Annotated in this window: 15 protein-coding genes; 4 read left to right on the forward strand and 11 right to left on the reverse strand. The window is 31.7% G+C overall.

All coding sequences use genetic code 11. The annotated features are described in order from the left end of the window. The first annotated feature begins 22 nt into the window (after nucleotides 1–22). Entirely contained in the window at nucleotides 23–1,267 is a 1,245-nt protein-coding gene (locus tag MHM83_RS09060) for an NAD(P)/FAD-dependent oxidoreductase (protein WP_239179334.1), read from the forward strand. A 10-nt stretch (nucleotides 1,268–1,277) separates the two neighbouring features. Further along, on the forward strand, nucleotides 1,278–3,065 hold the full coding sequence (locus MHM83_RS09065; protein ID WP_239179336.1) for an aminopeptidase P family protein: 1,788 nt from the start codon (nucleotides 1,278–1,280) through the stop codon (nucleotides 3,063–3,065). A gap of 11 nt (nucleotides 3,066–3,076) precedes the next feature. On the opposite strand, the gene MHM83_RS09070 is transcribed toward MHM83_RS09065, so the two are convergent. Then, a complete protein-coding gene (locus MHM83_RS09070; protein WP_047788644.1) occupies nucleotides 3,077–4,150 on the reverse strand; it encodes a proline racemase family protein in 1,074 nt (357 codons plus the stop codon). Continuing rightward, nucleotides 4,150–5,103 (reverse strand): ornithine cyclodeaminase family protein, encoded by a 954-nt coding sequence (locus MHM83_RS09075; RefSeq protein WP_047788645.1) that lies wholly within the window; start codon nucleotides 5,101–5,103, stop codon nucleotides 4,150–4,152. Before MHM83_RS09075 ends, MHM83_RS09070 begins: the two co-directional genes overlap by 1 nt. Before the next feature lie 97 nt (nucleotides 5,104–5,200). Between MHM83_RS09075 and MHM83_RS09080 the strand changes: the two genes are divergently transcribed. Beyond that, a complete protein-coding gene (locus MHM83_RS09080; protein WP_125064429.1) occupies nucleotides 5,201–6,541 on the forward strand; it encodes a S28 family serine protease in 1,341 nt (446 codons plus the stop codon). An 18-nt stretch (nucleotides 6,542–6,559) separates the two neighbouring features. On the opposite strand, the gene MHM83_RS09085 is transcribed toward MHM83_RS09080, so the two are convergent. The 9 genes from MHM83_RS09085 to MHM83_RS09125 all read right to left on the reverse strand — a co-directional run bounded on the left by MHM83_RS09085 (nucleotide 6,560) and on the right by MHM83_RS09125 (nucleotide 15,933). Next, a complete protein-coding gene (locus MHM83_RS09085; protein ID WP_047788646.1) occupies nucleotides 6,560–7,657 on the reverse strand; it encodes an alanine racemase in 1,098 nt (365 codons plus the stop codon). Nucleotides 7,658–7,659: 2 nt separating this feature from the next. Beyond that, nucleotides 7,660–8,814, reverse strand: a complete 1,155-nt coding sequence (alr, locus tag MHM83_RS09090; RefSeq protein WP_159493279.1) for an alanine racemase — start codon at nucleotides 8,812–8,814, stop codon at nucleotides 7,660–7,662. Next, a complete protein-coding gene (locus MHM83_RS09095; protein WP_239179338.1) occupies nucleotides 8,814–9,950 on the reverse strand; it encodes an amidohydrolase in 1,137 nt (378 codons plus the stop codon). The genes alr and MHM83_RS09095 overlap by 1 nt, the downstream gene beginning before the upstream one ends. Beyond that, nucleotides 9,938–11,371, reverse strand: coding sequence for a sodium:solute symporter family protein (locus tag MHM83_RS09100; RefSeq protein WP_239179340.1), 1,434 nt, complete (start codon nucleotides 11,369–11,371; stop codon nucleotides 9,938–9,940). Before MHM83_RS09100 ends, MHM83_RS09095 begins: the two co-directional genes overlap by 13 nt. Before the next feature lie 3 nt (nucleotides 11,372–11,374). Then, nucleotides 11,375–11,569: a 30S ribosomal protein S21 gene (gene rpsU / locus MHM83_RS09105; protein WP_073181894.1), complete on the reverse strand. Its 195-nt coding sequence runs from the start codon at nucleotides 11,567–11,569 to the stop codon at nucleotides 11,375–11,377. Nucleotides 11,570–11,626: 57 nt separating this feature from the next. After that, a complete protein-coding gene (locus tag MHM83_RS09110; RefSeq protein WP_047788651.1) occupies nucleotides 11,627–12,490 on the reverse strand; it encodes a sigma-70 family RNA polymerase sigma factor in 864 nt (287 codons plus the stop codon). Nucleotide 12,491: 1 nt separating this feature from the next. Next, the gene (locus MHM83_RS09115) at nucleotides 12,492–12,929 is read right to left on the reverse strand and encodes a GNAT family N-acetyltransferase (RefSeq protein ID WP_083574767.1); all 438 of its coding nucleotides are present in this window, start codon (nucleotides 12,927–12,929) and stop codon (nucleotides 12,492–12,494) included. 541 nt (nucleotides 12,930–13,470) lie between these two features. After that, the gene (locus MHM83_RS09120; RefSeq protein WP_239179342.1) at nucleotides 13,471–15,468 is read right to left on the reverse strand and encodes a protein-disulfide reductase DsbD family protein; all 1,998 of its coding nucleotides are present in this window, start codon (nucleotides 15,466–15,468) and stop codon (nucleotides 13,471–13,473) included. Nucleotides 15,469–15,486: 18 nt separating this feature from the next. Then, nucleotides 15,487–15,933 (reverse strand): protein-disulfide reductase DsbD domain-containing protein, encoded by a 447-nt coding sequence (locus MHM83_RS09125; protein ID WP_239179344.1) that lies wholly within the window; start codon nucleotides 15,931–15,933, stop codon nucleotides 15,487–15,489. Nucleotides 15,934–16,653: 720 nt separating this feature from the next. On the opposite strand from MHM83_RS09125, the gene MHM83_RS09130 reads away from it, so the two are divergent. Continuing rightward, nucleotides 16,654–20,272: beta strand repeat-containing protein (locus MHM83_RS09130; RefSeq protein ID WP_239179346.1), on the forward strand; the 3,619-nt coding region annotated here is incomplete at its 3' end.

A 20,272-nucleotide genomic window follows, 5' to 3' on the forward strand; every position in this document is an offset into this window, starting at 1 on the left:
AAACAATTAAAACGTTACATTATTGAAAGATTGTATTATAATTGGTGGAGGAATTATAGGTTTATCTACTGCGTATTTCCTTCTAAAAGAAGGTCATAAGGTAACTGTTATAGATAAATCTAACTTTTCTTCGGGTGCTTCCTATGTTAATGCAGGTATTATAACACCTAGTCATATTATTTCACTAGCCGCACCAGGCATTATTAATAAAGGTATTAAATGGATGTTTAGCTCTACAAGTCCTTTTTCTATTAAACCTCAGTTAGATCATGACTTTTTTCAATGGGCATGGTTATTTAAAAAATCTGCTACACATAAAAAAGTTGCAACTTCTATTCCTATTATCAAAAATATTAATGTATTTAGTAAAGAGCTTTATGAGGAAATTAAAACTTCTAATGATTTTGATTTTCATTATCAACATAAAGGTTTATTAATGCATTATAAAACTGATAAAATGGGGGAAGAAGAGTGGAATATAGGAAAATTAGGCATAAAAGAAGGGTTAAAAGTAGAACATTTAACTAAAGAACAAACTCAAAAATTAGAGCCTAATATTAAACTAAATATTAAAGGTTCTATCTACTATCATTCAGATGCTCACATGACACCTAATGAGTACATGAACCAGTTAAAGCTATATTTAACACAAAATAATGTAACTTTTTTAGCTAACGAACAGGTTACTGATTTTCATATCAAAAACAATAAAATACAATATATCAATACTCTTAATGATACAATTACTGCAGATGAATTTATATTAGCAACTGGCTCATGGACACAAAGAATAGCTAAAAAACTTGGTATTAATATTCCTATTCAAGCAGGTAAAGGCTATCGGGTTAATGTAAAAGAGAATACGGGTATTACAATTCCTGCTATATTAACTGAGGCAAAAGTAGCTGTAACACCTATGAATGGTTTTACTCGTTTTGGTGGCACCATGGAAATTGCTGGTATTAACAATAAAATAAACCTAAAAAGAGTACATACAATTACTCAAGCCGCTAAACAATATTACGACAATTTACAAATTACAAAAAAAGACATTAATAATGTAGAGAGCGGACTCAGACCTTGCTCTCCAGATGGGTTACCATATATTGGTAAACTCTCAAAAATTAAAAATGTGACAGTAGCTACTGGTCATGCGATGATGGGATGGAGTCTAGGTCCAGCAACGGGTAAATTAGTTTCTGAAATCATAAGTAATAAAAAAACAAGTTTAGATATAAAACCGTTTAACATTGAACGTTTTTCTTAAAAAAGCTATTATGGTTAATGAAAGATTAAAAGCTTTACGTGACTTCATGTCTATTCAAAAGATTGATGCTTTTATAATTCCATCAACTGACCCTCATCAATCGGAATATGTGGCTGATCATTGGAAACTTCGTGAATACTTTTCTGGTTTCACAGGGTCTGCTGGAACTCTAATTGTCACAAAAGATAGAGCTGCTTTATGGACTGATTCTCGATATTTTTTACAGTTTGAAGAAGAGTGCAAAACTTCTGAAGTACAACTACATAAACAATCTATTCCTCATGCTCCAGAACATGTAGCTTGGTTATGTAATTTACTGAATACAGAAACTTGTATTGGCTTAGACTTTAGGTTGTTTTCCATATCACAAATAAATTATTTAACATCACATACAACTTTAAAAAACATACAACTTAAAAATCAACCTAATTTTGCAAAAAATATATGGATAAATAGGCCTAGTTTACCTAATACACCTATTTACCATCATTCAATTAAATACAGTGGAGCTTCAACTTTATCTAAAATTAGAAAAATTCAGGAAAGGTTAAAAGATAAAAATGTAGATTTTTATTTCTTCTCATCATTAGATGAGATTGCCTGGTTATTTAACATTCGTTCTAGTGATGTCGACTATACCCCTTTGGTTACAGCTTATGCTCTTATAGGTAAACAAGATATTTATTTTTTTTGTGATAAAAAGAGATTTACACCCCCAGTTATTAATGATTTTGACGCTAATAATGTTTTTATAAAAAACTATGATGAAGTCATAACTTATCTGTCTGAAATAACTTATAATAAAAAAACCATTGTTGACTTTTCTACTTTAAATTATGAGTCTTTTGTTAATTTAAAAGGAACCCTTATTTCTGAAAAATCTTATGCTAAAACTCTTAAATCAGTTAAAAATATTACTGAGATTGAAGGTTCCAAAAAGTGTATGATTAAAGATGGAGTTGCTTTAACTAAGTTTTTTATTTGGCTTGAAAAAAAACTCTGTAAAAATGTTGTTTCTGAATATGAAATAGGACAAAAACTTAATTATTTTAGGCAACAACAAAATTTATATAAAGGTGAGTCATTTGCTACAATTGTAGGCTATAAAAAAAATGGAGCCATCATTCACTACACTCCTACTAAAGACAATTGTTTGCTTGTAAAAAATGAAAATATTTTATTATTAGATAGTGGTGCCCAATATGAAGATGGAACTACTGATATTACCAGAACTATTTGGCTTGGAGGCACACCTTGTAAAAAAATAACAACAGCATACACAGCTGTTCTAAAAGGTTATATTGGACTTGAACAACTTGTTTTTCCTAGAGGAACAACAGGAGTACAATTAGATGCTTTTGCTAGAGCTCCATTATGGAAAAATGGATTAGATTACCCACATGGAACAGGACATGGTATTGGTAGTTTTGGTATGGTACACGAACCTGACCAAGGATTTGCTAGCACTACAGTAACTGAAAGAGGTACAAGTTCACATTTTGAAAACCAACTAACAACTATTGAACCAGGATTATATATTTCTGGAGAATTCGGTATTAGGATAGAAAATATAGTTCTTTCAAAAATACAAAAGACTTCTAGTTTTGGTATTTTTTTAGAGTTTGAACCACTAACACTATGCTATATTGATACCACATTAATTAATGCAAACTTACTTACTATTGATGAAAAAAACTGGTTAAATGCTTACCATAGTAAAGTTTACCAAACACTTTCTCCTTTCTTAACTAAAGAAGAAAATATTTGGCTAGCTAAAAAATGCACAAAAATTAATTAATATTTTGGGGTTTATCGAAGTATAAACCCTTTTTTCATTGGATCTTTTGGGTCTATTATAAAAGTTTGTACGGCTGTTATATATGCGGTTCCCTCAACTTGAGGAATTACAGCTTTAAATGCTCCATAATTTTCTTCGGAGATTACAGAACCTTTGAAAGTAGAACCTGTAATACTTTCAATACTCATTACTTGATTAAAATCTATTTCTTTTCTTGCTTTGTGAATTGCCATTCGCCCTGAAACACCTGATCCTGTAGGGCATCTATCTACTTCTCCTTCTGCAAAAACACATACATTTTTACTATCATTACCAGACATTTGTTTAGTATTATCAATAAATATAGTTCCGTATAAAAAGCTTAAATCATCCTCAAAAGGATGTAAAATTTCTTTGTCTTGCAACATTACTTCATTTTTAATAGCCATTCCTGCGTTTATTAAATTTCTATAGTTTTTTGCAGATAAATCAAAATCAAAATTATTTTTACACATGTCTACATATGCATAAAAAGCTCCACCATAAGCTAAATCATATGTAACTTCTCCTAGCCCTTTTACATTTACTGTACGGTCTAAGCCAACAACAAAACTAGGTACACAATGAAATTTTACACCTATTACTTCATTGTTTTTCACCTCTGTATAAGAAACAATTCTACCACAAGGGGCATCTATTTTCAATATATTCTCTCCTTCTACAACCTCTATCCATTTCATGTGTATTGCAAGAGTAGAGATTGCAATAATGGCATGACCACACATAGTTGAGTACCCTTCATTATGCAAAAAAATAATACCAAAATCTCCTTCATCATCATTTGGAGGCAATAAAATACATCCATACATATCTGCATGTCCTCTTGGTTCAAACATTAAAGCTGTTCGTAAATAATCATAATTTTCTTTACAAAATCGTCTATAATCTAAAACTGATTTCCCTTCTAAGTCTGGAAATCCTTTTATTATTACTCGTAACGGTTCTCCCCCAGTATGCATGTCGATAGTTTCTATCTGTATCCAATCTTTGGGAATAGTAAATGTTGTTTTTTGTATAATATTTTTATATGTTTTACTCCTATTCATTATATGTATTGTTTATAATAATAATTTGCCGCTATTAAATCTTCTAAAGCATGACCTACTGATTTAAAAAGTGTAATTTCTTCTTCTGATGTCCTAGCTAAAATGTTATTAGCACACAGCCTAAATAAATCTGCTTTAATATCTTTTTCTTCTATTATCCCTTGGTTTAATGGAATTACAATATCTCCACTCTCTTTAAGCCCTCCTTGAAAAGTATCCACAAAAACTGTTGATTTAAGTATAGCTGAGTTGTCAGCTTCTCTCATGTCTTTTTTGTAAGCTCCTACAAGATCTATATGTTGCCCTTTTTGTAATAAATCACCATTAATTAATGGCATTTTAGATAATGTTGCTGAAGATATAATCGCTACTTCCTTTATTTTTTCTTCTATTGTCTCTACTGGTACTACTTTTACAATATTACTATTACACTGCTTTGCTATTTTTTTCGCTTTTTCATAGTTTCTTCCCCAAACATATACCTTTTTTATTGGTCTAACTGTACAATGCGCTTTTATTAAATTAGTAGCTAAAGCTCCTGTACCTATCATTAATAATGAATCTGCGTTCTTTCTTGATAAAAAAGAAGATGCTAAAGCAGAAGCAGCCGCGGTTCTTTTTGCTGTTAAGCTTTTAGCATCTAAAATTGCTTTAATAGTTCCGTTTACAGAATTTAACAAAATATATGTTCCATGAATAGCTGGTAAGTTAAATTGATGATTCTCTGGACTAACGGTAACTATTTTTATTCCTGCTGTTTTTCCTGGGTTCCAAGCAGGCATTAAAAGTAAGGTTGAATCTTGAGTTGCTTTAGGATTTGTAAAATCATGATGGTGCCTTAAAGGTACTTGTACCTTGTTGTCCGAAAATGCTTTTTTAAGTTCATTTATTAACTCTTGAAAAGATGTATTACTTTCTATAAACTGATTATTAATTTGTACAATTTGTTCCATAGCTAAATGTACGTTTTTTAAAATCTTGCGATAGAATCTACCCTTAAACTACTTAATATTTGCACACTGTTAGATAAAATAGTATCAATTTAAAAAAATGAAAGCCTATAATTTTATACAAAATTATTTTATGAAGTTAATTCCTACTTTTCTTTTTACTTTTATTATTACTGTTTTACTTTCATGTAACACAAATAATAATAAATCTTTTAAAAGTAAACTACAAGAAGTTTTTCCTAATGCTAAAATTAATACTATAAAAACTGAAGATCATTTTATAGAGTCTTATCAAGTTATTTTAAATCAATTTTTGGATCATAAACATCCGGAAGAAGGTACTTTTAAGCAATATATTTACATATCACATAGTGACTATAATAACCCTACTATTTTGGTTACAGATGGGTATGCTTCCCATAATAGAACTACCGAATTAAGCAAGATTTTTAAGGGTAATCAAGTTATTGTAGAATACAGAATGTACGGAAAATCTAGACCTGATGAAATTCCTTGGAAATATCTAACAAATGATAATGCCACAAACGATTATCACTTTATTGTTGAGAAGTTAAAATCTTTGTACAAGAATAAATGGATTTCTACGGGTATTAGTAAAGGAGGAGAAACTGCATTAATTTATAAATATAATTTTCCTAATGATATTGATGTAACTGTGCCTTACGTAGCTCCTTTAATAAACGGTACAGAAGATATTAGAACTAACGATTTCATAAATACTATTAAGAATGAAACTTGTAGAGATAGAATTAAAACATTTCAACGTGCTATTTTACATAAAAGAAGCGATATAATTCCATTACTAAAAGAATATGCTACGACTAATGAGATTACTTTTAATGAAGTTCCTTTTAATGAAGTTTTAGAATATGCTGTATTAGAATTTCCTTTTTCTTTTTGGCAATGGGGAGATGGCAAGTGTGATAAAATACCTGAGAACAATGATGATATCAACGTATTATTTAACTTTTTAATAAAGAACTCTGATATTACTGTTTATAGTGATTGGGGATATAACTATTACCTTCCTTCCTTTTATCAACATATGACAGAATTAGGGTATTATGGATATGACTTAACACCTGTTAAAGATTTGCTTCAAGTGGTTACCAGTAGTTCTAATAAGCGTTTCGCTCCTAAAAATATTGATATAAGCTACAACCCAAATTATATAAAAAAAGTGCGCAATTATGTAGAAAATAAAGGGAATCGAATTTTATACATTTACGGCGAAAATGATCCTTGGTACGCTTGTGCTCCTATACCTAAAAAAGAGGTTGATGCCTTAAAAATGGTATTACCTAATGCAAATCATGCTACTAGAATAAGACATTTTTCTGACGAAAAACAAAAAATCATGTATGATAAATTACAAGCATGGTTAGGTAATACCATTACTATCTACCCCCTAAAAAAGTAGAGGGTAGATATCTTTGTTTTATACATAAACTTTATCTATAAATTTAGAACTTAACAATCTTGCTACCCCCATATAGCTAAGTGTAAACTTTACTTTATCACCTACTTTATATTTTGTATCTCCTGCTTCATTTTTATTCAACCCAACATCAATTACTAACATATCAGAAGTAATTCCCACAAAAGATATACTTTTATCCTCAACTTCAATATCATTTTTATCTACATCTAATAAACCAAAATCTAAAATTGCCTTGTACGATGTTTCTTGTACATCGTTTTCATCATAAGTAGATGTATGTCCAATACTTGCTTCACTTATAATGCCATCGGGAACTATTTTTTTCTTTTCCAACTCTATTACATTAGCATAAAACTCAAATGTTTCTGTATGCAAATCTTTAAACTGCTTATTCTCTAACGGACTTACTCCAAAGAATGCAGCTTCTCCAATTCTAAAATGGTTTATATCTTTAGGAGCGACTCCATTTTCCACCAATGGTAACGTAATTGATGTACCGCCTGACACATATTTTAAATCCTTATTAAATTTAGCCGATATTAATTCTTTATATAATGATAATTGCAATAGCTTATCATAAGTAGGCTCTACTCCGTACATACATCCTAAATTTGAACCTATACCTATTACTTCAATATTCGGTAGATTGAATACTTTTTCATAAAACCCTAAAATATCATCTCTTTTTACTCCTTCTCTTAACTCACCCATTTCAATCATAATAATAATTTTATGAATTTTATTTTTCTTCTTCGCTGCTTCATTAAGTGACTCTATAGTAGATAAAGAGCTGTTTAAAGAAATATCTGCGTACTCTACCACATCATCTGCATAAATATTTGCTGGGGGTTTTATGTAAATAGTACGTAAATCTGGATTCACCTCTCTTAAGTTTCTTAAGCTTGTTAATCTAGAATCTCCAATCGAGTTTATTTTTTCAGTTACATCCGGAGTTAAAATTGCTTTTAAAAATGTTTTATCTCCCGAGAAAACTTTTGTTACCAAGCTCCATTCGATATGATTTTTTTCAAAGAAGTTACTTAGTTTTTTTATGTTATCTTTTATTCTTTCAGAATATATAATTAATTCTGCCATAATTATTTTGTTATTATTCTTGGTAAATTCTCAGGAAGTCGTGTTAATAATTCATAATTAATTATTTGTATTGAATCATTGAATGATGAAACAGTTATTTCAACATCACCTTGACTTCCAATTAATACAACTTCATCTCCTTTTTCAATAGTATCGGCATGTGTTATATCTACTGCCATCATATTCATATTAATGGTTCCTACTATTTTATGTCGTTGTCCTCTTATTAAAACTTTTCCTTTATTACTAAGAGAACGGCTATATCCTGAAGAATATCCAACTGGTATAATTGCTATTTTGGTTTCTTGGTTTGTAAAGTATGATGTACCATAGCCAATAAACTGACCAGCCTTTATCGTTTTAACATCCATAACTTCTGTTTTCCAAGATATGATTCTTTTTAACGGATTTTCTACAATTTTTTCTTTGGTTAAATAATGAACCAATATCTCTTTTGTTGGAAAAAATCCAAACTGTAAGATACCAACTCTTACCAAATCTAACCTTGTTGTTGGGTATCTAATTGTAGCTGCTGAACTTGCTAAATGGTAATTTGGATTGAATAAATCAAGTTCTTTTACTCTCTTTCTTACATTTTTAAATTTTTTCTTTTGATCGGTTATTCTCTTGTAATTTGATATACTTTCTGCTCCTGCTAAATGAGAACAAATTCCTTTAACATCAACAAACTCTTTATGTGTCTCAATATATTTAAGAACTTTTGTTGTTTCTTTTGGAACAAAGCCTGTTCTGTTCATTCCTGTTTCGATTTCTAAATGAATTTTAGCTCTTCTTTTTACTTTTTTTGCTGCTTCTATCGCTTTTTGTAGTCTATTTTCTTCAAAAACAAAAAACTCTATCTCATTTTCAATTGCCCATGGTAACTGGCTATTTTCAATCATTCCCATTATCATAATGGTTACATCTTCATAAGGTAGTGTTTTTTTTATATCAAAAGCCTCATTCGCATCAGAAACGCTAAAATGTCTTACTCCGTATTTGTATGCCAACATACAATAGGTTTTAATTCCATGACCGTAAGCATTTCCTTTTACTACAGATGAAAAAATAGTAGTATCTCCTATTATTTCACGTATAAAATTGATGTTATTTTTTATTGCTGATTCAGATAATTCTAAATAAGATGTATGAGTCATTATTGTTGAACTTCTTTTAAAATATTATAAAATAATTGTGCTCCTGTTACTGTTACATCATCAGGAAAATCATAATCTGGATTATGTAGTGCAGGAGTGTTTTTCCCAGCTCCTATCCCAAACATAGCTCCTTTATATTGTTGTGTAAACAACCCGAAATCTTCGCCCCATTTAAATGGGGTATTTATTTCGTTAATTGATAAATTTAGTTGTTCCGCTGCCTTTTTTATATACTCAACAGCTTCTTTGTTATTTTTATTTGCGTAAAACTCTTCAAACCAAGAAGTATTAATACTTAACTTTTCTTTTTCTTGAAGCTTTTGAAGTAATTGTTCGAGGTTATTCTGTTTTTCTTTCATTAAACGCGTACTCCAACTTCTTAATGTAAGATGTACTTCTCCATATCCTGCTGATACTCCATAGGCTTTTTCTCCCATTGTTACGTATATGGGAGTAGCTAAAAAGAAATCAGAATCTTCTGGTATATTTTTTGTTTCTTGTCTTACAAAATGAAGAATTTCAGCAATTGCATTAGCTGGGTTGTAGCCTTTTTCTGGCTCTGCTGCATGTGCTGTTTTTCCTTCCAAAGTAATTATAGCACTTTTTACATTGCTAGTAAACTCATGTTCTTTTACAATTATTTCTTGTTTGGTAAAACCTGGTAAATTATGTAGCGCAAAAACATAATCTATATTAAGTTGTTTAAAATAAGTATCTTCTAAAATAGACTGCGCTCCTCTTCCATTTTCTTCTGAAGGTTGAAAAAGTAATACTACTTTTCCTTTAGACAACGGTTTTTCCGTAAGAAGCTTTGCTACTCCAAGTAAAATAGTTGTATGCCCATCATGTCCGCATTTGTGAGAGACTCCTTCATTTACAGATTTATGTTCGAAACTATTTATTTCTTGAATAGGCAACGCATCAATATCAGCCCTTAGCATAACTGTTTTCCCTTCTTTTTTTCCATTGAAGATTGCTAACAAACCTGTTTTAGCCACTGGTTGTATCTCACAAAATGTGTGTTCCTCTAAAAAAGTTTGTATTCTTTTTTTAGTTTCATATTCTTCTTCAGAAACTTCAGGAAACTTATGTAATTCTTTTCTTACCTTCTCTAAAGTATCCTTTAGGCTTTCCATGATTTTGGATTATTAATTAACTGAATTATTGAAAATACAATAGCTGATAATGTAATTCCGAAGAAATTTGCATCCAAACCAAAAGGTAATTTTACCTCTAAAATAATTAATAGTAAAGTGGTCAATCCTCCTGAAATCATTGCATAAAAAGCAGCAATTGGTGATGGTTTTCTCAGTAATAATATTCCTAAAACAGGAACTAACAACCCTGATACCATAAAGGCATACGAATACAGCATTAACTCTAATACATTTTGCATTTTTGTTGCCAATACAATAGCTAAGCCACCTATTAAAAAAGTTATTAATTGTGAGTTTTTTATACTGATACTTTTCTTGAAATACCCAAAAATATCTGTTGTTAAGTTTCCTGAAGCTGCCATTAAACAACTATCGGCTGTAGACATGATTGCCGAAAAATAAGCCGACATCATTAACCCCATTAAACCCACTGGTAAAATACTTCTTAGCAACAATGGAAGTCCCAATTCTGCATCCAATTCTACTCCTGGGGCATATCCTATACTAGCGAACATTCCTTGCTCATAGGCTACTCTTGAAAATAACCCTAAGGCAACCCCCATAAATGCCATTATTGGATATTCAAAAAGTCCCGCTATTTTCCATGCTTTTTTTGCAGTTTTTTCATCTTTACATGCATAAATTCGTTGGTATAAAGTCATTCCAACAAACCAAATGGGTACTATTGTGATTATCCAGTTAAACATATCAATAAACGAAACATTGGTTAGTGATAAAAAACTGGCTGGTAATATTTCTTTAATTCCACTCCATCCTCCTATTTCAGCATAACCGATAGGAATTCCAATTCCTATTAGCCCTATCATTAGAATTATCCACTGAATGGTATCTGTATAAATCACAGCTTTTATTCCTCCAATAACTGTATACACCACTGCAATGACTCCCATAATTAAAACTGCATTAGTAATAGATATAGAAGGAAATGTAGCGGATGCTAGTTTTGCTCCTGCTAAAATTTGTGAGCTTGTAAAACCTATGTACCCTATTAACGAAATAATTCCTGCCATTAGAGCGACTTTTGCATTGTAGTGAAAAGCTAATGACTCTGGAAACGTTAGAAAATGATGTTTTTTTGCTATTGGATATACTTTAGGGATTAAAAAAACGGCGCTTATCCAAGCACCTAATAACCCTGTAAAAAGCATCCAGCTACCGGAGAGTCCCATTAAAAAACCAAGACCTCCTAAGCCAATAGAAAACCCCCCTCCAACATCAGTTGCAACAACAGATAACCCTATATGACCTGCTGACATGTTTCTTCCCCCTACATAGTAATCGTCTTTTGATTTGTTTTTATTCATGAAGTATACTCCTACTCCAAGCATAAAAACTAGATATAACACAAATATTAATAGATCAATAAAATGTATATCCATATCTTATTTTTCCTGCTCTAATAAAAACTGCTCTTTATACTGAGCCTTTTTTAATTGCTCCCTTCTGCTTACAGATGGTTTTGTGTACTCTTTTCTATCTCTTATTTCTTGTAAAACTTTTGTATTTCTATATTTTCTTCTGTAGCGTTTAATCGCTCTATCGATATTTTCACCTTCTTTTACTTGTATTATTAACATATTTAGATCTTTTTAAAATTATTATTTCTGTTTTTTATGGATTAAACAAAGTCGAAACTAGCCTAAATAAGTTTGTAACACTTTAGTTCTCGATCTTTGTTTGAGTCTTCTAAGTCCTTTTTCTTTAATTTGGCGTACGCGCTCCCTTGTTAAGTCAAAAGTTTCTCCTATTTCAGTTAAACTCATAGGGCGGTAATCTTCTAAACCATAAAATAGCTTTATGATATCAGATTCTCTTGGAGATAATGTTTCTAAACTTCTACTAATTTCCAACTGTAAAGATTCTTGCATTAAATCTTTATCTGGTTTAGGAGCTTCTGAAGCTTTCATTACATCGTATAAATTTGATGTTTCTCCTTCTTTTAAAGGTGCATCCATAGAAATATGTCTTCCAGAGTTTTTCATTGACTGTTTTACATCTGAAACAGTCATATCTAAAACTTTAGCTATTTCTTCTGGAGTTGGCATTCGTTCATTACTTTGTTCAAGCTTAGAAACTGCTTTATTAATTTTACTAATGCTTCCTATTTTATTCAACGGTAAACGAACCACACGAGATTGTTCTGCTAAAGCTTGTAAAATAGACTGGCGTATCCACCAAACGGCATACGATATAAACTTAAATCCACGCGTTTCATCAAAACGTCTTGCTGCTTTAACCAAACCTATATTTCCTTCATTAATTAAGTCAGAAAGGCGTAATCCTTGATTTTGATATTGTTTTGCCACCGACACTACAAAACGTAAGTTAGCATTTACCAAAGTTTCTAATGCTCTTTGGTCACCTGTTTTGATTTTTTGAGCTAACTCAACCTCTTCATCTGCAGTAATCAAATCAATCTTACCAATTTCTTGTAAGTACTTCTCAATAGATTTTGATTCTCTATTGGTAACTTGTTTTGTTATTTTTAACTGTCTCATATTATCTCTTTAGTCTCATTTCTAAATACGGAGTGGTAAATCCTAGCTTTTCGTACAAAAACTTTGCTGGATTATCTTTTTCTACATGTAAAGCAATATCTCCTTTACAGTTTTCTATAGCATGTGTCATTATTTTTCTTCCTACTCCTTTCCCTCTATATTCATTATGAGTGGCTATGTAGACTAAAATGTTTTCTGGGATATACTCATCCATTCCAGTTTTATTTATTACCACTGCACCTATAATTTCACCTTTATCTTCTATCGTAAAAACATATCCACCTAATCCTGTTCGCTCTTTTGCTGCATAGTCTATTGCTTTACGAATTGCTGATTTTTCATCTCCATATTTTTCAAGATGTTTATATAAAAAGTTAGTTACTCTTTCTATTTCTAGAGGGGTTATACGATTAAATGCATCGTAAGTTTTTATTGTCATAATTTGATTTTTATAAAAAAGAATAGGTATGTAATAACTGTAAGTTTCTTTAGTTTTTTCTACTGAAACTTAAATAGCAATAAATACAAAACCTATTTATTTTGGTATTTGTCTTTTAATGCAGAATACTTTTTAGAAAAGTGTACGATTATCTATAAACAGATACTCGTAAGGTCAAAAAAAACATTTTATAAATCCATTTTTTAACTGGTAAATAGTTCTACAAAGTGTTTTTAAATATATTAGAGAAACTTCTCACAAAGGAGGAGTTATTGTAAACTTAAATTAGAACCCTGGTGGGATAAACTTGTCCGATTGATTACGGAACACAAGGTAGTTGAATGTAAAAACTCGTTGATTTTTTTTCTCGTGTGTAGTATCTACCATATCGTACAAAGGTACGAATTTTATAGATAATTTCAAAACAGCTACTGTAAAAGAACCCTTTACAATGTTTTCTAGGTTTATAGCACAATATAATTAAACAAAAAAACACTTCAGAAAAATCTGAAGTGCCTTTTAATTATGATATAATTTCTAATTACTTTTTGAAATTAGTAATCCCATTTTCAAGCCAGTTATAATATTCATCTACATCTGGTGTGTATGCTATAGGGTCTATTATATTTGATTCATCATGATTCATTAATACATAAAATGGTTGTGAGTTTGCTTTATACTTAATAGTTTGCATTTCACTCCATTTTTGACCAATATATTTTAATTTTTTTCCTGGGTTTAACTTTGATTCTACCACCTCGTCTTCTTCTAATGGTCTTTTATCATCTACATACAAAGAGATTAAAACTACTTTGTTTTTCAACACGTCTAAAACCTTTGGTTTCACCCAAACGTTTTGTTCCATTTTTCTACAATTTACACAAGCATGTCCTGTAAAATCTAACATTACTGGCTTTCCTACTTTTTTAGCATAAGCCAATCCTTTATCATAATCATGAAACGACATAATATCATGTGGTGGCATTAAATGTGCTCCTTCTGGCAAACTCTCATGTCCACTTCCCTGATTACCTGAACTTACTACTGCTTGTTTTGTAAACCCTACTCCGTAAGGTGACTCACTATAATGTTGTGGCGGTGGAAATGCACTGATTAAATTCAACGGTGCTCCCCATAACCCTGGAACCATATAAATGGTAAAAGATAATACAATCAACCCTAAACTTAATCTTCCTACAGAAATATGACTGATTGGACTATCGTGTGGTAATTGTATTTTTCCAAATAGATAAAAAGCTAAAGCTCCAAAAATAGCTATCCAAATTGCAATAAATACTTCTCTTTCTAATAAGTGTAACTGTAATACTAAATCGGCATTTGATAAGAATTTAAATGCTAAGGCTAATTCCAAGAACCCTAAAACTACTTTTACCGTATTTAACCATCCTCCTGATTTTGGCAATGAATTTAACCATCCTGGAAAAGCTGCAAATAAGGCAAATGGTAGTGCAATAGCTGAAGAGAACCCTAACATTCCAACAATAGGAGCTATTCCTCCTTTAGAAGCTGCTTCTACTAACAAAGTACCTACGATTGGTCCTGTACACGAAAAGGATACAATTGCCAAGGCTAACGCCATAAAAAAAATTCCAATTAACCCTCCTCTATCAGCTTGAGAATCTACCTTAGTTGCCCATGAACTTGGTAAAGTAATTTCAAAAGCTCCTAAGAAAGACACAGCAAAAATCACTAAGATTAAGAAGAAAACTATATTAAACCATACGTTCGTTGATAATGCGTTCAAAGCATCAGCTCCAAAAACAGCAGTTACTACCGACCCTAATAATACATAAATCCCTATAATAGATATTCCGTAGATAATTGCATTTCGAATTCCTGCTGATTTACTTTTGCTTTGTTTTGTGAAAAAGCTTACTGTCATCGGTATCATAGGAAATACACACGGAGTTAACAATGCTGCAAACCCAGATAAAAAAGCAATGAAGAAAATTCCCCATAAACCTTTCTTTTCTTCCTTTTCACTTTCTTTTGAAACTTCTTTATCTGTTGTTTTTGTTTCTTTAACGTTATCTGAAGAAACTTTAACTGCTGTCGCTTTAGTTAAATCAAACACCAAATCTACTTCTTTTGGAGGCAAGCACATCTCATCTGTACAGGCAATAAACTCTACAAATGCGTTTATTTGAGTTAAACTAGCATCAATCAACTCTACTTTCTGCTTAAAAACTGCTTTGTCTGCAAAGGATTTAATATTCATTCCTTCTTCACCAAAAAGTGTGGTAAACTTAATTTCTCCTTCTGGTTCTGTAGTATTTCCTACAATTTTAATTTTTCCTCCATCATCATCATACGTAAAAGTTGTTGGAATAGGCCCTCCACTAGGAACTTGTTGTGCATACAAATGCCAACTTCCTTGTATTGTCGCAGTACTTACTAAGTCATATGTTGTTTCAGAAATTTTCTCTACACTCGTTTTCCATGCTATTGGATTGTGAATTTGGCTCATTGCCGAAAACCCAACAGTAAAACAAAGCAAAAATGCTAGTATTTTTTTCATCTTATTTGGGGAAAGGGATTAATTTACATTAAAAGTTAATTCTACTTCTTTTGGAGGTAAACAGTTCATTCCTGTACACACCATATACTCTACCACTCCTTTAACTGTAAACTTTTCTGTAGTTTTTAAACGGATTCTCTGAGTAAAAGTAGCTTTAGTATCGAAATATTTAATTTTCATATCAAAGATTGGATCGTCCACTACATGTCCTGCTTCTTCTTTAGTATTTCCTTTTTTCAAGTATTTAGTATCTCCCTCAAAAGTAAATAAGGTTGGAATTGGCCCTCCTTTTGGAATCTCTTGCGAATACAAATGCCAATCTTTTTGAATTGTTGCGGTAGCTACTAACTCTGCTTCTTTATCTGATATCTTTTTTACTGAAGTACTCCACTTTACTGGATCGTGCACTTGGGAAAACGTAAAGGAGCAAGTAAATAATAGTAGTATTAGATATATTTTTTTCATTTTTAAATAAGTATTGAACTCGTAAAAATAACGTGTTTTATATTCATAGAAGAATAATTAAATAATAATTAACATTCTTATTCAATTTTATTTTCTATCCGTGACAAGGAACTGTTAATTATAAAATTATCTTAAAAAACATAAAAAAATGTTAATTTATTTTTTATATATTTATAGTGATTTTTTGAGTCATTTTTTAAAATCACACCTTTAAATTCTTTCTACAATTAAAAACAAAAAAGTAGATGAAGTAACAGTATTTATCATAAACTAAATTTAAGTCCCCCAAATATGAAACACTTTTATTTTAAAAAGTTTAGTGTAGATTTTATATTAGAATTTATAATTCTTCTCAACAAACTACATATTTCTATCAATAGAAAAAAAGGAGTAGTTAAACTCCAATCCATCACTCTCTCAAAAATGTGGAGAGCATTTCCTTCAATTAAGTTTCTTAAAACTTTTAATTACAGGTTTAAGAGTATGTTTTATAATATAAGAACTATAACACTTTCCACATAATCATTAATACGGTTAACTATATTTAAAGATGTTCTTTTATAGTTTCCCATTTAATTTTAACTTGATTATCAAACTCTAACGAGTTGATGAAGTGTATCCTATTTTTTTAGTCTTAAATTAAAGAATATCACACATTCTAGCGCAAAAAACACAAACAAGTATTTGCACTATAATCCATCTAAACAAAAAAAGCTTTATATGAAAAATAAACACCCTCACTATAGTGTATATAAAAGCATATTATATATAATTTTCTTAACATTTACTATTAGCCTCAGTGCGCAAGTAATCATAAAAGAAGAATTAAAAAGAAGTAATCTCAACAAAACCTTATCCTATAAACCACCTCAAGACACAAAATTATCCTCATCAAACAATATAGTTAACCCTATAAGTAGTTCTTTTTTAACAAAAAAAATAACTAATAGTAATTTAAATCAAAGATCCTTTTCATCTACTTTTAGTATGATGATGATGGCTACACCAACTTTAGATTTAAACTCTATAACACCAGGAAATAATTATGATTTCCAACTACAGCCAACAACATCAAACATTTTCCCTGTAACTGTAGATCCAAAAGTAACAACAGATACAGGTGTTTTAAGTGCAACAATAAGTTTTTCTGGAATTGTTGATACTCCTTTTGGTGAATTGTTAGCTATTAATAATGGCGGTGGTTTTGATTTATTATGGTTACAATTACCGGTATCTGGTCCATTTACCTATACTATAGGGAGTTCAACAATACAAATTACACAACTAACAAACACAACATTTAATATTGTAGAAACCTCTGGAAATCCTATCTCTAATTCTGAGTTTGAAACGTTTTTATCCACCTTGTTTTATGGAGACTTGCAAAGCCCATATACAGATGGGGTACGCACAATGGATGTTACCATTTTTGATACAAATGGAGATTCTACCACAGCACAAACCATTATAAGAATCTACACTACTCCCCCAACAGTTGTAGATGAAGCTGATAGTATTCTTGCTAATTCTACTGGAACTATTACAGGTAATGTTCTTACTAATGACTCTGGCTCTACTGCCATATCGGTAACAGAAGTAGACGTCTATCCTTCAGCTGTTAACAACACTTATACTACTTTATATGGAGACATTACAATACAAGCAAATGGTACTTATACTTATGATGTAGATGAAACAAATGCTTCTGTTACAGGTTTAAGAAACGGAGAGAGTTTAGATGATATTATTTCTTATACTGTAGCTGATGCCATTGGTATAAAAGATTATGGTATATTAACCATAACAATTAACGGAGTAGATGAAGCCCCTGACGCAATAGATAACACAGATTCTTTAACTGCTTTTATCGATGCAAGTGCCACAGGTAATGTAATAACCGATCCTGGAACTGGGGGCTCTGATACCGTAGATCGAGGCTTATCTACTTTAGTTTGGGAAAGCAATTTTACAAATGGAGAAACAGTAAATGGAAAAACAAAAACTATTGGTGGCGTGGGGCTTTCTTTTACTACTTTAGACCCTGGAGGATTTGGTACATCCTTTAACCAAACAGTAGATTATACTACCAACGGAGGTCATACAGGTTATTTAATATATAATATAGACGGAACAACTAACCCAACTGATGACACTGTTTTAGTTATAGATTTTGATCAACCTGTTTTTAATTTAGGTTTCTTACTAACAGATATTGATTTTTCACAAGGAAGTTCTTGGCAAGATCAAATAAAAATTGAAGGTAATTTAGATGGTATAAATTCAACTTATAAATTTGTTACAACAGGTGGAGTAATTAACTCAGGAAGTAATACTTTTTATGGAATAGGTAGCGCAATACCTAGTGATGCTACAGGAAATATCAATGTTTTTTTTGAACAGCCAATTAATCAATTAAGATTAAGCTATAATTATGGACCTAATGTTACAGATCCTGACCCTCTTGGACAAATTGCTGGTGTTTCAGATATTTACTGGCAAGGTTCTGGCTCTGTTACCACCATAAGACTTGGTACTACATTAGGTAACCTAAATGCCGGAAATTTAAATATTTTATACCCTGGAACTTACGGGTCAATAATAATGAATCCAGATGGAAGTTATGAATATATTGTTGATACATCAAACCCAGCAGTAGCAGGCTTACTCGTAGGTCAAACATTAACAGATACATTTTTTTATGAAATTTCCGACGGAGTGTCTTCTGATACAGCTAATTTAGTAATTACTATTAATGGATCAGGGACAGACCCTGATGGTGATGGAATAGCCGATAGGCTAGATTTAGATGATGATAATGATGGAATATTAGACACAGAAGAATCATTAGCTTGCGCAGGAACCCCATTAGATTTAACAGGAATTGGAACTACCTTAACCTCTGGAAGTTATTTTGATCAAGATACAGAAAAAATAATAGATGTAACAATTACTACAACAGGTACAGTAGACGAAGGTAATGCTAATGGAGATATCTTAATCACTCAAGGAGGAACAGCAACTTTTACTTTTTCATCCCCAGTAACAGTTTCTCTAAAACATGAAATTGGTATAACTGGAAATTTTGATACAGGGGATACTTGGGAATTAACTTCAACAGGAGAATTTACTGTAGCCGACCCAAATGGTGATTTAATGATTAATTCTAACTCTGGTGGCATTTTGAACTTTGATGCCTTAGGTGCTATTTCAGCATCTGAAGCTTGGGAAATTAAAACAACCACAACATCGCTAAAACTTGATCTAAAATCTGGAAATACAAAATCTCCTATCAACTTAGCTCTAATATGTGGCGGTTTTTTAGATTCCGACAATGATGGAATTCCGAATCATTTAGATTTAGATAGTGATAATGATGGGTGCTTTGATGCAGTAGAAGCAAGTGAAAATGTTTCTTCTGGTCAGTTAGACGGAAATGGAAGAATAGATATAGCAGCTCAAGGAAGTATCGATAGCAATGGAGTTCCTAACCTTGTAAATGCTTCTGGAGCATCAGATATAGGAGGTGATCAAGGACAAGAGACCACAGGTAATGAAATTGTTGCTACTCAAATACAAATGGACACACAACCAAGTGATAGTACTATATGTTTAGGGAGCAATGTTACTTTTACAGCCGCAGCAAGCTCTTTAAGTACAACTACTTATACAGGAACCGCCCCAGGAACAAATCCGGATTACAGTGGTAGTACAAGTACTACAACTGGATTGGTATATCAATGGCTAGAGCAAGTAGGAGGTGTCGGAGCTTGGAATAGTATATCTAATGGAGGAATATATAGCAATGCAACTACCCCTGCATTAACCTTAACCAATCCACCAATAACAGCTTCCAATAATAAATATAGGTTAATAGTAACAAGTACACTTAACACCTGTCAGACTTTAGCTTCAGATGAAGCATCCCTTACAATTATCCCTACTTCGGTGGGAGGAAGCATTGCGGGAAGTACCAATGTGTGTACCGGAACCAATTCAACAACACTGACCCTAAGTGGACAGACAGGAAATATCATCCGTTGGGAAAGTTCTACCGATAACTTTACCACTGATACCGATATTGCCAATACCACCACGACCTTAACAGCAACCAACCTTACCACCACCACGCAATACCGTGCAATCGTACAAAGTGGTGCCTGTGCAGAAGCGACTTCTGCTACAGCAACCATTACTGTAGATCCTACTTCGGTAGGAGGAAGCATTGCGGGAAGTACCAATGTGTGTACCGGAACCAATTCAACAACATTGACCCTAAGTGGACAGACAGGAAATATCATCCGTTGGGAAAGTTCTACCGATAACTTTACCACTGATACCG

The sequence above is a fragment of the Tenacibaculum sp. Mcav3-52 genome (assembly GCF_022347665.1).
Lineage (GTDB): Bacteria > Bacteroidota > Bacteroidia > Flavobacteriales > Flavobacteriaceae > Polaribacter > Polaribacter mesophilus.

What these genes read in the sequence shown, in the direction of transcription:
- MHM83_RS09065 (WP_239179336.1), top strand. Translation starts at nt 1,278, where the DNA reads ATGGTTAATGAAAGATTAAAAGCTTTACGTGACTTCATGTCTATTCAA.
- MHM83_RS09070 (WP_047788644.1), bottom strand. Translation starts at nt 4,150, where the DNA reads ATGAATAGGAGTAAAACATATAAAAATATTATACAAAAAACAACATTT.
- MHM83_RS09075 (WP_047788645.1), bottom strand. Translation starts at nt 5,103, where the DNA reads ATGGAACAAATTGTACAAATTAATAATCAGTTTATAGAAAGTAATACA.
- MHM83_RS09080 (WP_125064429.1), top strand. Translation starts at nt 5,201, where the DNA reads ATGAAAGCCTATAATTTTATACAAAATTATTTTATGAAGTTAATTCCT.
- MHM83_RS09085 (WP_047788646.1), bottom strand. Translation starts at nt 7,657, where the DNA reads ATGGCAGAATTAATTATATATTCTGAAAGAATAAAAGATAACATAAAA.
- alr (WP_159493279.1), bottom strand. Translation starts at nt 8,814, where the DNA reads ATGACTCATACATCTTATTTAGAATTATCTGAATCAGCAATAAAAAAT.
- MHM83_RS09095 (WP_239179338.1), bottom strand. Translation starts at nt 9,950, where the DNA reads ATGGAAAGCCTAAAGGATACTTTAGAGAAGGTAAGAAAAGAATTACAT.
- MHM83_RS09100 (WP_239179340.1), bottom strand. Translation starts at nt 11,371, where the DNA reads ATGGATATACATTTTATTGATCTATTAATATTTGTGTTATATCTAGTT.
- rpsU (WP_073181894.1), bottom strand. Translation starts at nt 11,569, where the DNA reads ATGTTAATAATACAAGTAAAAGAAGGTGAAAATATCGATAGAGCGATT.
- MHM83_RS09110 (WP_047788651.1), bottom strand. Translation starts at nt 12,490, where the DNA reads ATGAGACAGTTAAAAATAACAAAACAAGTTACCAATAGAGAATCAAAA.
- MHM83_RS09115 (WP_083574767.1), bottom strand. Translation starts at nt 12,929, where the DNA reads ATGACAATAAAAACTTACGATGCATTTAATCGTATAACCCCTCTAGAA.
- MHM83_RS09120 (WP_239179342.1), bottom strand. Translation starts at nt 15,468, where the DNA reads ATGAAAAAAATACTAGCATTTTTGCTTTGTTTTACTGTTGGGTTTTCG.
- MHM83_RS09125 (WP_239179344.1), bottom strand. Translation starts at nt 15,933, where the DNA reads ATGAAAAAAATATATCTAATACTACTATTATTTACTTGCTCCTTTACG.